This window comes from Winogradskyella alexanderae, from assembly GCF_020166335.1.
Classification (GTDB): domain Bacteria; phylum Bacteroidota; class Bacteroidia; order Flavobacteriales; family Flavobacteriaceae; genus Winogradskyella; species Winogradskyella alexanderae.
Genome location: NZ_JAIUJR010000001.1, coordinates 394,907 through 409,426, shown reverse-complemented (window position 1 = coordinate 409,426; position 14,520 = coordinate 394,907). Strand labels below are relative to the sequence as shown.

The following is a 14,520-nucleotide window of genomic DNA, read 5'->3' as shown; positions in this document are numbered from 1 at the left end:
CTTGATTAGTTTTAACCGTTTTTTATAATTTTTGCAGGTACACCTGCAACGGTGCAATTATCTGGTATATTCTTTACCACTACTGCATTTGCGCCTATAATAACATTATCACCAACCGTAATGGGACCTAAAATTTTTGAACCAGTAGCCATATAAACATTATTTCCAATTTTGGGAACATCATAATGTGGTGATTTGCCTCCTATTGTAACGTTTGTACCAATTGAACAATTTCTTCCAATTTCGCATCGCTTGTGTATTACAACGCCTATGCCTCCATAGCCAAATTTAGTGCCCTTGCCAATAATACATTGAAATGGTATATTGGAATTAAACAACAAAAAAATACTGAGTTTTATCAAGCTAGGCAATAAAGGTACTTTCCATAAGTATAATTTGTGAGCTATTTTATAGAAATAATAAGCGTTTATCATGATTTATATAGTTTTACCAGTTGTGCTACGACTAATTCAATATTGAATTCATCAAATTTTTCTAAGGCATTATTTAAATACTTTTTAAAATTACTTTGATTAATAGATAATATTGCATCGTACAGTTCGTCAGCTGATTTTGGTTTGATTAATTTACCATTAAAATTATCTTCCACCAATTCATCGAGCGCATTCCACTTCGTTGTAATTATTGGCATTCCAATAGACATAGCTTCTATAAAAATTCCCGGGTATCCTTCACCATCATGAAATGTAGGCAAAAGCAAAACATCATACTTTCTTAGTGTGGCAACTACATCTTCTGGCTTTAGCACACCTCTATAATTTGCTTCTGCAAAACTATCTCTATTGTAACTTTGATCTAAAGGTCCGTATATATCAATTGTAAAACTTGAGTCTAATCTTCCTGCTACATTTATAATCTCATTAATACCTTTTGTTGGTGAAACTCTAGAAATAAAAACAAATTTTTTCGAATACTCCTTTAAACTCAGATTAACTGATTGTGGCATTCGACTATTAGGAAACCAAACAAAGTTTTTAAAATTAAGGTCAGAAAAAAATCGTATCATTCGTTTTGTTTCCATAAGCTTAAAGTTTGATGCTAGAATTGTTTTGTCTAACCATTTTCTCAATAAGGAAGGAAAAGAATTATATAGCTTGTGAAATTGGCCACCAAAGAAATGATAGATTATCTTTTTCTTAAAGAGCTTACTAATTAATACTAATAAAGGGCCTAGGGTGATATGAAAATCCCAGGTTGCATGAATACTTATAACATCAAATTTGTGAAAAACGCTCAAGAACTTAAACGGAAAAGTTATGTAATCGAGTATTTGGCCTCCTTTGTACCACCTTTTTCTAATCTCGAGAAAGTAAACCTCAATCTCCTCATTATTACTTAAATGAAAGTGTAAGGCTTCTGTATAAGTATTAGCGCCACCAATTGACTTATTGTTGTTTGATGTTTTGTTGCCTATAAATAGTACTCTAATCTTCTGTTGTTCCACTGAAAAATATGCTATTTCTTTAGTTAAATTCTAAACTTACAAGAGGTTCATTATTTATTTTTTTTTCCTTTATAAAATTTAAGTGCATTTAGGTCAAAATTTACCTCGTTTATTAAATAAATAAGCATAAAGCTGAACAAACAATATGGTAAGGAATTGAAAGCAAAACTAAATACGCTATTAATCGCTAATATTGATAAGATTAAAAAAGCCAACATCTTCTTTTTTAGACTTATTATTGGCAATATTAAACAAATGAATAAATAGAAAACTCCGAAAAATAACCCTAATTCTACAAATAAATGCGGATAATAAGTGTCAGTTGTTGCCATTGCTTGTTCTCCGAACCAATTAAAGTTATATTTTTCATAAAGTAAACTGTTGTACTTCGTTGATACTGGACCTCCAAAAGTACCTGGTCCTTGCCCAAACGTGATAAAATCCTCATAATAATCTTTTAGGACACGATAAGATTCGCTTCTTGCAGATGATGGCTTGATAATGTATCTATTTAACCTAATTGATATAGCATCTTTTAAACGTCCATGAAATATAATGATAAGCGGTATTGTTGGTATAGCTAAAAACAATAATCTTCGTTGAAAAAATAAAATGTAAAATACCAGAATTACAATCATTTTTAAGGATAAAGACCAGATAACAAAAAGGGTAAAGAAAATGCTTAATGTCAGTTTTGTTTTCTTTTTGAAATTTAATTCGTTAGTATGATTTATTAGAACCAATCCTATCATGTTTATAAATCCAAAAAAATCAAAAAAACCAACAAATCCCGAAGCTCTTTCTAAATGATACGAGAAAGTATTATTGAAGATTGGAGAAATTAGCCAATTTAAAAGTTGATAAACATCATTAAGAACAATGAAAGTAATTAGTATTGTTAATATTGGTTTCTTATAAGTTCTAAGTTGGAGACCATAAAGCAATGCGATTATGGGCAAACAGTACCTTATACCAGATTCAAATAATTGATTAATATGAATTTCTCTATAAAAACCTAAGAAAACGATATAAAATATCAATAAAATAAGCGCATAAAAAAAAACATTTGTTCGGTTAGAATAAACTATGCCAAGCACTATAAGAATTAAACCGATTGCCTTTATGTTTTGACCTAATTCAAAGACAATCAACCCAAGCGGAACTGATAATAAAATCAGAACAAGTGATGCAAACAATACAATTTTATGTAGGGAGGTTTTTTGCATTCTTTACTTTAATATAAATATAGCTTATAGCAAATGCATATACTATAATTCCAAAACTCCTTACAAGTAATGATTCAAACAAAAAATAAAACAAAAATGAGGAGAAAATCAACAGATAATAGGATTCTTTAGAAGCTATTATAATCCTTATCATAAATATGCAATGTACTAGAAACGCGAGAACGCCAAACAGACCATAGTGGTAATAAATTTCAACATATTGATTATGGGCGTTATATTTGTTTTCTGTGGCATATGTGAGACCATTTTTCTTATACTGTTTCAATCTGTCCTCCTCATTGGCTATAGTGCCTTTACCAAAAATTATTTCTAATCCAGATACGGTAGCTATATTACTTTTCCAAAGCAAAACTCTTGGCTTAATGTCGTTATCATATAAGTTGTTAAGCAACTCAATGGTATTTATATTTTCATTAGACTCTAATTTTTTGTCTGAAAGTCGATTCTCAATATTAGTCTTAAACAAAATCAGTAAAAAAAATGGTGTAGCTATTAAAAATAGCCTCGTAAATAGACTTATTTTAGATGTAAATGTAAACCAGCCCGTAATTATAAGGGCGATAAAAATGGTAGCCTTAGAACCTATAACAAACAAAATTAATATAAAAGAAAGTACTACAACGGCTCTATAAATAACATGTGTGTGTGTTTTGTAATTTTTAAGCCAAAAAATCAATGCTAAATTAACTATGCATCCTGCATAAGTTGGGTGTATATCCGTTAATCTAGAAAAATTAGAGTAATACAAAAAATCTCCTAGTCCGGTACGGAAATAATAGTAACCAATAATTATATAGCCTAAAAAGACCGAAACAGTCAATAACGGTAGGTATTTCTCAATAAAGCTAAACCCATTTAGTATTGCTTTGGTATCGGTTTTTAGATATAAATATGGGATTAAAATTAAGGGTGCAGACCTGTAAACAAACTCTATTGCCTTTAGTCTGTCTTCTGAATATAGAAAACCGATTAATGTGGGCAAAAATAGAATTGATAGTAAAACAAATTCCTTGAAATCAATTTTGTTGATTTTCCATTTTAAAAAAACTAACAGTGTTACTATAAGTATACCATTAAACAATGCGGAAAAAAAACTGCCTCTCAGTAATAGAGAGCCTAATGTCATAAAGACTAAATAGCCAATTATTTGCGTTTTTGTGTTCTCTTCAAGGTTTTTAATCATCGCTCAAAATTTTATTTAAGCTATAGTTTCCCTCCTCTATTTTTCTATTTTTTTTAGTTAACCAGTCTATATGCTGAAAGAAAAACAATGAATCCTTAAACTTTACTGTTTTTACTTTAAAGTAAATAAGCTCTCCTGTATTTTTGTTATCTAACCTGTAGGTATAGCTGGTGTCTATTTTTTTTATTGGTTTTTCCGTTATAAAAAAAAAGGAATTAGAAAAAACTTGATATATGTCAATAGTAGACAACATTTCTGCCCGCTTTAAATTTAAATCCTTAAAATCATTGAAAAGGTCTTTGTCGGCAAATACTGAAATCGTATTGACCAAAACTATTATGGCAAACAATATTATAACTATTCTATTATTCTTCATTTGGCTATGAAAGAAAAGATATCAACTTTTCGTTAGTAATTATATCACCAAAACATTCATTATATGTTTTTATTGCATTCTTAGTAGAATGTTTGTGTTTTAATAAGGATTCTACATCTTCCGATTGATTATTTGACAAAATAATGCCTGCATTGTTTTTGTTAATTGGCTTTATATAGTCTAACAAACTTGAACTAATAATTGGGTTTATTCCACAAGACAAGTATTCTGCCAATTTTATTGGTGAGGCTACATTGTTTAATAAAATGTTATCTCTAATTAAAAAACCAAACTCCATCTTGCTTAGAAAATCCTCAACCTCGTTGGTCTCCTTAACGCTTATAAGTTCTATTCTCTCCCTGAAAGAAGAATGGACATTATTTTCAATTAAAGTTTTTGCTTCTTCATGATTGAACGTTGCAAGATAAAATTTGTAATTATTTGTTTCTTCGCAAAGAGTATTAAAAAACTGAAGAGCCTGATCTACGTTCTGCCATTTAGATAAGCCTCCAATATAACATAAGCTAAATGGAATCTTCTCGGCTTGATTATAATGAACCCTAGACTTGCAGTTTACTAGTAAATAATCCTTATTTGGTTTGCAACCATAGTTTGCAATTAAAACATTAAACATATGATTTGTTACTACAACTATTTTTGAGGATACCTTAACAGAAAACTTTAGCAACTTATTAAATACAATATATCTTAATTTACTTTCATTAGAATGGTAATCTTCTTCATCTATCAATCCTTGCACCCAGAAATATAATTTCAATTTTCTGTTAAGCCTGGATGCAATAAAACCTATTAAAACTTCAAAAACCGTTATGGCATAAAATATAGATTCGTCACACTTTCGCAAATAATTTAACAGTGCAAATGTGTTATTAAAATAAACTATTCCCTCAGTAACAATAGTTTTATTTCTAGACAGATAGACCACTTCCGCATCGACAGATGCAAACAAATCTCCGTGTAGCTTTGTAGCCTCAAAAACAGAAAAATTTATATTAGCTGGTAGCGATATGTAGATTTTTTGTTTTTTCAATACTAGTTAATTTATGGGCAATTACAAGTGTTAACAGATAAAGAACACATTCGTTAAATTCAAAAAATGTAGGGTTATAGTTTATGATTAAAAACATAAACACTATCATAACCCTTATATGGTAATTGCTTTTATGATAAATAGAGTTTAACCAGCGTAATAAAACAAAAATTGGGATAAGGGCAAAAACACCTAGTTCTACTATCAAAACATAGAGGCTTGATAGCCCGTAAGGAGCTTTAGTCTCAAACAAGGGCAACCAAAATTTAATTAATTGTTTTGGTATGTTTTCTGTTACTTCAGATTCAAAAATCTGGCCTGATCTACTAGAGAAATTTCCAAAGCCAACACCAATAAAATTACTTTCAACAAGTTTTTTAAAACCGTACTTATAAACTGCCTCCACGCCATGTTCGTCATGAAAAAACCTATGATAATTCATCTCTAAAGGAGTATAATCCTTATTGGTATCTCTTAAAGCATAATACTCAACTATTGAAGATAATGCCATAAAACCAAATATGTAGAAAAGTCCAACAACATAAATGTTTTTAGTTAAAAAAGCTATAATAAGACTCAAGAAAAAAATTGCAATTGCCAAATTTGAATATCCAATATATATACTAAAGCCTACTGCAACTAAAAAAGTGATTTTACCTAAATTATTGTAAGGATAATAATGCTTAGGGAGAAATACCGCGTAAGGGTATACAAACATTAGAAACCTACTTTTGTTATTTGCCATGATAAAAGTACCGGAATATTTATCCATTATATCAATAACATCTCTTGGAAATAGCAAATCAAAAAACAATTGTAGGAAGCAAAAAATTAAAATCAAATTCATTAATTTTCTTAGATGCCTCTCTTTTAACTTATCTGAATAGAATATGAAAATAAAATTAGATGAGACTAATATGAGTTGTAACAGATTTAGAAAAAACTGGTTTCTAAGTATCCCGATAGATAAAATTGTCAAGGATAATAAAATAAATTTTACAAGATCAAGATTGACTCTTCGCCTGTATGCAAACAACAATATTGCAATAAATAGTAAACTAAAGAACAATTGTGTAGTATGACTAAAAAAAGTTAGTGCCCTACTAATAAAATCTGAAAGAAAAACGATTATTAGTTGAAGAAAAAGGACGAAATAGCCAATATTTACTTTCATACTATTTAGTAATGGCCGCCAATAGCCTATTAAACATTTCCTTGGCTCGATCCCTTTGGGTATTTACAGCGGTTTTCAAACTTTGTTTAGCATTTAAATAATTCAACTTCTGTATTATATCAAGTAATTCTGAAGAGAAAGGTTGCTCCCAAACCTCAACGCCATCATCTAAGAGTTCTTTTGTGACCTTGAGTTTAGGCTCTACTTCAATGGCAATACTTGGTACGCCCAATAAAGCTCCAAAAATAACACCGTGAAACCTTGCGGAAACAAATAGGTCAAATAAAGAGAGTTCTTTAATAAAATCTTCTAATGTATTCTTAATGGGATCCCATTTTAATTTCTCAAAGTTGTTCTGGTCAATAAGTTCTTCACATTGCGGCTCATTTTTAAAACAAATGAATGTTACAAAGTATCCCGCGTCAGATATCTTTCTTGCCTGCTTAATAATTTTAGATAAATAGTTTTGCCCTGCTTTTGAGTAGTTCCAGTCTCTAACAATGATCCCAACTTTCACAACTTTATCAGAAGTATTATAATAAGGGCTCATATCATAAATATCTGGTAAAAAACAAATGTCAGTTCCTAAAAAGGTATTGTGGTTGATTGATTTTGCGAAATTGAAGCTATAGGTATCTCTTACATATAATCCTTGCATTTTAGACAACTGTTCTTTAGCAAGAATTTCGTTTTCAGAGTCTTTTACAAATGGCCCTAGACCTATGCCGGCAGCATAAAGATATTTATAATTGGTTTGTTTGTAGATTAGTTTTTTTTCTAAAGCTCCATAAACCTTTGAAAAAAACACCTGCGGTTTGGTAAATAATAAAGTTAGCTTATTAGTAGGTTTAGGAGAATTTTCGAAAGAAAAAAATTGTGTTCCGCCTCCCAAGATTAGAATATCAAATTTGTTTTTATGAAACTGGGTTTTGAATATGTAACTATCTGCTGGAATTAATTGTGAAATGTACTCGTTCTCATTACCAATAAACTTGATGCCAAGATTGTTTTTTTTTGACCATTTATATAAAAACAACATAAGGGCATCATCCCCAAAATTCTGTTCCCCATAAGCACCTCTTATACCTATTTTTATTTTAGTCATGGCTGTATGTTTTATAAAAATTGAATGAAAATGCGCTCATAACTATGATCAATATAAAAAGTCTTATTAAAATATTAATATTTGAAGTAAACATAGTAAATACTACCAATAAACCAAATAACAACCACGTTACAAGTGCATTTTTTGAAAGTATAATTTTCCTTGGGATAATATTCTTTTTTAAGTAATATGGAATTACAAAAACAACATTTACCACATATGCAATTACGTAGCTAAAAGAAATTGTTGAAGCATTCTTTACTGAACTAAAATAAAACGTTAGTAGCAAGGCAACACCCCAAATTAAATTGCTAAAAAAACTAAACCACATTAAATCATTTATAATCATAATTCTTGCCATCCCATGCTTAAATAAAACCAAAACAGTTATTACACAAATGAGTATTGTTGTCATTTTAAAGTTGGGGTCAGCAAGATACTCATCATCTAAAAGTAAGCCCAAAAGTTCAGGAAAAATTAAAATTGGTGTAATAATAATTAAGCTAAATCCCCAAGGCAGCAATAAATTCATTTTCTCCATTTTTTTGCTTTTTGTAGCATTGGACATAGAAACAATAAAAGGGGCATTGACAGTGTTGGCAAGCATCAGTACAAGTGTATGAAACAAAAATATAGCCGAAAACAATCCCATTTCTTGATAGCCACTAGGCTCCCTAACTAGCATGGTTTCTAAAAACCATTTAAATGGTATTACCATTAAACCGGTTAAAATAGCGGGTAGGGTAAATTTTCTTAATATAGTTAGTTGTGATTTAAATTTAAGACTTATATCTATTTTTAAAATAGTTATGGTTTTATAGGTATAAAGAATGGACAAGCACACCGATACTATTGTTGCAATTAAAAACCCCGAGAATACCCCATAAATTCCACTATTGTAGGCACCATAGACTAAACCTAAAAAAAGTAAAACTCCATATATTGAATTTACAATTGAAATTTCCTTAAACTTCGCAAATCCTTGAAGACAACCAATTAATACACCATTTAATATACTGAAGAATAACAAAAACGTATTTAGTTTTAAAACACCCAGTAAATGTGGGGCATTTAAAATACTACTAGATAACCAAGGTGTTAGTATATAGTAAACTGCACATATAAGCAGCCCAAATACCAAGGCTGATAAAAACGATAAACCCAAAAGTTTTCCTCTAAAGTCATTTTCATCACTTTTAGTTATTGCTAAATATTTTGTTAGGGTAACTCCAAATCCGTTACCTGCAAATGCAATAAATAGATTAACAGTGGTTCTTAAGACACCTATTTCACCATTAACCGCTTTACCCAAAATATTGGCAACCAAAATCCATGACAGAAACATAAGCCCCTTAGAGATAAGGGTACCAATTAATGACCACAATGAGTTACTAAGCAGTAGCGAGGTTTCTTTGGAGAATTTCAAAAGAACGTTATTTAATTTTTTGTATGATACCGCAAAAATCTAAAATTACTTTATCATTTGATAATTTAAGGGCTGTAAACTCATTGTGGGCAACTAAAAAGACTATAATATCAGCTTTATTGTATGCTTCTTTATAGTCTGTTAATTTAAAAACCTTGTGAGAATCTATATTAGGTTCTACAATATAATATTCTTCGTTATTGGCATTCTGAAGAACTTTTTGAGCTATGTATTTTGCTGGTGATTCTCTTAGATCATCAATGTTTGGTTTAAACGCTAATCCCATTAAAGCAATAGACGGCTTTCTGCCATTTTTCAATTCAAATTCTAGTTTGGCTGTTTGTACTTTTTCTGCACACCAAAAAGATTTATAATTATTGACTTCTCTAGCTTTACCAATTATCTGTGACTCCATTGGATAATCTGAAACTATGAAATATGGATCAACAGCGATACAATGACCTCCAACGCCACAACCTGGTTGAAGTATGTTTACTCTCGGGTGCTTGTTTGCCAAATTGATTAGATCCCAAACATTAATATCTGCCTTGTCACAAATTAATGATAATTCATTGGCAAACGCTATCTGAACATCTCTTGAGGAATTTTCAACAAGTTTACACATTTCGGCAGTTCTCGCATTGGTACGGTGAAGGTCTCCCTTTATGAACTGAGCATAAAAATCTATCGCTCTTTCTGTTGACTCATTGTTGACGCCACCAATAACGCGATCATTATGTACCAGTTCGTACATCACGTTTCCAGGTAAAACCCTCTCTGGACAATAAGCCATATATAATTTTTGATCTAATTCAGGTCGCTCACTATAAATTAGATTCATCATTTTTTCAGTTGTACCGACCGGTGAGGTGGATTCTATAATATATAGGTCATTCGGCTTCAAAAGCGGGATTATAGCTTTTGTGGCACTTTCTACAAAGGAAATATCCGGTTCATTTTTACCTTTAAATGGTGTAGGAACTACAATTAAATAGGTGTTCGCTTCAACAGGTGTGGTGCTTGCCCTTAGAAAACCTTCTTTAACAGCAGTGGCTACCGCTTTGTCTAAATCTGGTTCAATTATATGTATTTGGCCCGCATTAATTGTGCTTACAACTTTAGGGTTAATGTCTACGCCATGTACTTGGGTTTTATTTTGAGCTATTAATGCAGCCGTTGGCAATCCAATATATCCAAGCCCTATCATTACAACTTCAGGATTTCTCATACTATAGATTTGATATATAATTAACTATTCTCTCACAAGCCTTTCCGTCGCCATATGGATTATGGAGCATACTCATTTTATTGTACTCGCTATCATTTGATAAAAGTTTGCCGGCTTTATTTACAATTTCTTCAACATTGGTTCCCACCAAGAGGACTGTCCCGGCATCAACCGCTTCGGGTCTTTCAGTTGTATCGCGCATTACCAGAACAGGTTTTCCTAGGCTTGGCGCCTCTTCCTGCACACCTCCACTATCTGTTATTATTAAATATGATTTATTCATGAGCCATACAAAAGAAGGATAGGATAAGGGAGCAATTAATTTAATATTGTCAATTCCATCTAACAATTCATAAACTGGTTTCTGAACGTTAGGGTTTAAATGAACTGGGTATATTATTTGAACATCTTCATAGTTTAGTGCAAGTTCTTTTAGTGCTTTACAAATGTTAACAAATCCTTGGCCATGATTTTCTCTTCTATGACCAGTAACTAATATTAGTCGTTTTTTACTGTCTACTATTGCCTCTAACTCTTCAATTTCTTTGTCCTTGTATTGGTTTGAGTTTACAATTTTAGAACTGAAATGTAGCGCATCAATCACGGTGTTTCCCGTAATTAATATATTGTCCTTATTTATATTTTCATTTAATAAATTATCTCTTGAGGTAGATGTTGGCGCAAAATGATAATCTGCTACACTGCCCGCTATACTTCTGTTAATTTCCTCAGGAAAAGGAGAGCGTTTATTAAAAGTTCTCAAACCGGCTTCTACATGGCATACTTTCGCGCCAGAATAGAAGGATGCAATACTAGCTGCCATAGTGGTTGTTGTATCTCCATGAACATATACGTAATCTGGATTAAAATCTTCTAGAACCACTTTTAAATTTAAGATAATATCAGCAGTAAGTCCATAGAGATTTTGGTTTGGTTTCATCAAATCCAGATCATAGTCTGCCGTTATATCAAAAAAATCTAAAACCTGGTCTAGCATCTCTCTATGCTGCGCCGTAATACAAACCCGAGTTTCAAATTTTTCTTGATTTGCTAAGAAAGTTTTGACGAGAGGCGCCATCTTTATTGCTTCCGGTCTTGTACCAAATATTATTAGGTTTTTCTTCTTCATTTAAGTGTTCAAGTTGATTGTTAAGACATTTAGAAACAAAAATACCATTATAATTGTTTTATTCAAGATATTTAAGCACATACAATCATACAAGTGACAATAGTTTGGTAGCTAATAATTCCAGTGAATACTATGCCCTTGTCATTTTGTTTTGATTCAAATTATCAACATCTAATAACATAAATGGTAATGCAATTAAAAAAAGGGCTTCTTTGATAGTAAGATAACAAAATAGTGCTTTACCTTCTCGAAAATTCTTGTAAGCATTATGAAATTGAGCCAAAATTCCTTAAGTAAACATATTTACCTTACTCTCAATAATCCGGATAATTTAAAATACTACTCATCCTCAAACAAAATATCTATAATTTTAATACTTCCCAATTTGCCACTATTCTCCCAATTATTTCTATTGTAAATAAAGACCTCAAGGCTGTCAAAATATCTTATTTTATTAATTAATTTTGTGCATATCATATACTTTCTTCCTTCTATATCATAAATGTTTTTTGGATTGAAAGTTGTTTCAAACGAATCATCTGAATAGTTTTCAAATCCTCGTATTCCCACACTGTATTTGTCTAAAACAGACTGTTCAATATTATTATTTAATTTAAAAACGAATGCATAATTACGCTCCTTTACCTTTTTCATTCCAAATGCTTCAATGATAAAATCAGTCGCAAGAGGCATGTTGAGATCTCTGTAATCTATAAGACTCTTTTCGTATGAGCTTCTTAATTCCGTTTTTTCATTTTTGCCATTTTCATTTTTACTGGTTTTTTCATTTTTGCAACACAATACAAATGACAAAAGGACACCTAATGCTATTTTCTTCATAACTTATATTTTATTTTTTTATGTACATTATTTTATTGCAGTTTAATGAATTCCTGATTGCTCTATATTTAGGTCCTAATCAGGTTTTTTAATTAAATTCTAGTCCAGCTTGACCATTATTATCCATTTACATTGCCCCTTTTTACCTCTAAAACTGGTATTTGAAAAATCTAAACAAAGTTAACATCTTTAATGACCCCTTTTACTCTTTCTAAATATTTTTTAAGACAATTCAAATGCGGATAATACAGTTATATCCACAAGCAATATTGAATTTAGAGCTTATCATTAAATTCATCGTATATTTTTGTTTTGTCTTTTTGAAAAGAGATTAAATCGCTGTTATGGCGTGTTCTAATTTTATAATCATCTAGAATATATAATTTTGTGCTTTTTTTGTAAATCTATTTCTGATTTGTTACCAAAAGAGTCCTGACCAATCCAAAAAGTCCCTGAAACCAAACCATTATAAAGTATTTTATAATAGCAATTATTTAAGAACATTTTTAAAACAAGTTCTATTACATTAATTGTTGTCCTTATATGATAGATTACTGATTTTAACTGTACTATTACCAATTTATCAGTAGAAACAATTCATTAGCAATTATAAGTGCTTGTAAAATGTCATTTTTTTAAATTGTAAAGCGTCGTATTAATTAACATGAAAGTAAGGGAAATAAGTTCTTCTGATTATGGAGAAGTGGTTACTTGGTAGATAGCGAAATGACTTAAATTCTAGTGGCATTGTAAATGTTCTGTCCAGTAACAGTATCCAACTATATTTTTGGTATAAATCTAGAATAAACATCTACCTTTACATCGGCAACTATATAAAGTTTTATGGAACTCTCTTTAACTACTATTCTTATATTTCTTGTGATTTTTTAAATTTTAAATAAGATTAATAGTTTGCTTGTTCATGTGAGAGTGACTTCTAACTATAACAATTTGTTCATTTTTACTAAAAACAATATTGTTTTTTACTGATATTGATTTATTTGTTTAATCGTGTTTCATATTCATTTAGCTTACATTTATTGGCCAAGCCAAATGGTGTATTTGCAAAGTATAAAGTCAAATCTTTTTGTATGTAAATAAATCACAGTTCTGGTTGGCCATTTCTAACAAAGACTAATCGAATGGTGGATTCACCATTTCTATTTGTAAATTCTTTTGCCCCGTCAAGTTTATCAACAATCCAAAACTGGCGCCAATTTTTTCTTTTCAGATAAGGCAACTCACTATTTTATTCACTAATTATTGGAATATTGGTTAATCTTAAACAACTTATAATTGCTTCATTTTCCTGTTTATCTGCCAAAGTGTTTGAAGTGTCGTCCTCTTTAATGCCTATATTAAATTCCGAATCGCAAATGCCGTGATTGGTTTTACTGCTTTTTGTGAGGGCTTATTAGCGATTGCTAAATCTCATTGATTTAATCAAAGTTTTGACAAGGCCTTTCTAAGGCTTTCTTCCCAATGTGGTATTTTGATTCCTAATGTGTGTTTTATTTTGCTTTTATCTAAAACACTATAAGTGGGTCTTTTGGCGGGAGTCATATAGTCTTTAGAACTAATAGGACTTACCTCAACATTTATGTTCATGAATTTGAATATAGTTACAGCAAAATTATACCAACTGGTAAAACCCTCGTTGCTATAATGGTAAAGGCCATAATTTGAATTGTCTAACTCAACTAATCTAATTATTACCTTTGCTAAATCCTGAGAATTTGTAGGTGTACCTATCTGGTCATCTACTATATTTAAATTTATTTTATTGCCTACTAATTTCAACATACTTTTCATGAAATTATTGCCGTATTCTGAATAAAGCCAAGATGTTCTAATAATGAAATGTTTCTTTAAGATCTTAATTACTTCTTCTTCACCTCTTAGTTTGGTTTCGCCATAGGCTCCAATTGGGTTGGTTGGGTCAGACTCCTTGTATGGTTTATTGTGCTCACCGCCAAAAACAAAATCAGTAGAAATATGCACTAACTTAACTCCAAATGCATTACATGCTTCGGCTAATTCCTTTACTCCAGATACGTTGACTTTATAAGCATTATCGTAATCAGACTCTGCATTATCAACATTTGTATAGGCTGCGCAATTAATGCACCAGTCTATTTTTTTTGTGTCAAAAAATTCTTTTACGTTGATTTTCTTCGTGATGTCAAGATCTTGTTTACTGGCAAAAACAAAATTTATTTCAGGATAATCTGACGTAATTGACGCGATGCTCTTGCCTAATTGTCCTTTTGCTCCCGTAACTAAAACCGTTGGCATT

General features: G+C 30.8%; 13 protein-coding genes. All 13 read right to left on the bottom strand.

Features of this window, described 5'->3' with window-relative positions; all coding sequences use genetic code 11:
• Positions 1-11: 11 nt before the first annotated feature.
• Positions 12-434, bottom strand: coding sequence for a serine O-acetyltransferase (locus LBU54_RS01805; RefSeq protein ID WP_224524811.1), 423 nt, complete (start codon positions 432-434; stop codon positions 12-14).
• Positions 431-1,465: a glycosyltransferase family 4 protein gene (locus LBU54_RS15410; RefSeq protein ID WP_224524809.1), complete on the bottom strand. Its 1,035-nt coding sequence runs from the start codon at positions 1,463-1,465 to the stop codon at positions 431-433. Before LBU54_RS15410 ends, LBU54_RS01805 begins: the two co-directional genes overlap by 4 nt.
• Before the next feature lie 50 nt (positions 1,466-1,515).
• Positions 1,516-2,691 (bottom strand): hypothetical protein, encoded by a 1,176-nt coding sequence (locus LBU54_RS01795; RefSeq protein WP_224524807.1) that lies wholly within the window; start codon positions 2,689-2,691, stop codon positions 1,516-1,518.
• Positions 2,669-3,895 (bottom strand): O-antigen ligase family protein, encoded by a 1,227-nt coding sequence (locus tag LBU54_RS01790; protein WP_224524792.1) that lies wholly within the window; start codon positions 3,893-3,895, stop codon positions 2,669-2,671. The genes LBU54_RS01795 and LBU54_RS01790 overlap by 23 nt, the downstream gene beginning before the upstream one ends.
• A complete protein-coding gene (locus tag LBU54_RS01785; protein WP_224524789.1) occupies positions 3,888-4,271 on the bottom strand; it encodes a hypothetical protein in 384 nt (127 codons plus the stop codon). Before LBU54_RS01785 ends, LBU54_RS01790 begins: the two co-directional genes overlap by 8 nt.
• A 4-nt stretch (positions 4,272-4,275) precedes the next feature.
• A complete protein-coding gene (locus LBU54_RS01780; RefSeq protein ID WP_224524786.1) occupies positions 4,276-5,322 on the bottom strand; it encodes a glycosyltransferase family protein in 1,047 nt (348 codons plus the stop codon).
• Positions 5,285-6,169, bottom strand: coding sequence for a hypothetical protein (locus LBU54_RS01775; protein ID WP_224524783.1), 885 nt, complete (start codon positions 6,167-6,169; stop codon positions 5,285-5,287). Before LBU54_RS01775 ends, LBU54_RS01780 begins: the two co-directional genes overlap by 38 nt.
• Before the next feature lie 328 nt (positions 6,170-6,497).
• On the bottom strand, positions 6,498-7,601 hold the full coding sequence (locus LBU54_RS01770) for a polysaccharide pyruvyl transferase family protein (protein ID WP_224524766.1): 1,104 nt from the start codon (positions 7,599-7,601) through the stop codon (positions 6,498-6,500).
• The gene (locus LBU54_RS01765; protein ID WP_224524764.1) at positions 7,594-9,027 is read right to left on the bottom strand and encodes an oligosaccharide flippase family protein; all 1,434 of its coding nucleotides are present in this window, start codon (positions 9,025-9,027) and stop codon (positions 7,594-7,596) included. The genes LBU54_RS01770 and LBU54_RS01765 overlap by 8 nt, the downstream gene beginning before the upstream one ends.
• Positions 9,028-9,034: 7 nt before the next feature.
• Positions 9,035-10,255: a UDP-N-acetyl-D-mannosamine dehydrogenase gene (gene wecC, locus LBU54_RS01760; RefSeq protein ID WP_224524762.1), complete on the bottom strand. Its 1,221-nt coding sequence runs from the start codon at positions 10,253-10,255 to the stop codon at positions 9,035-9,037.
• A gap of 1 nt (position 10,256) precedes the next feature.
• Entirely contained in the window at positions 10,257-11,384 is a 1,128-nt protein-coding gene (wecB, locus tag LBU54_RS01755; RefSeq protein WP_224524761.1) for a non-hydrolyzing UDP-N-acetylglucosamine 2-epimerase, read from the bottom strand.
• Positions 11,385-11,723: 339 nt separating this feature from the next.
• A complete protein-coding gene (locus LBU54_RS01750; RefSeq protein WP_224524759.1) occupies positions 11,724-12,224 on the bottom strand; it encodes a hypothetical protein in 501 nt (166 codons plus the stop codon).
• 1,443 nt (positions 12,225-13,667) lie between these two features.
• Positions 13,668-14,519 carry a dTDP-4-dehydrorhamnose reductase gene (gene rfbD, locus LBU54_RS01745; protein WP_224524757.1) on the bottom strand — a complete coding sequence of 284 codons (852 nt, stop codon included), beginning with the start codon at positions 14,517-14,519 and terminating at the stop codon, positions 13,668-13,670.
• Position 14,520: the final 1 nt, after the last annotated feature.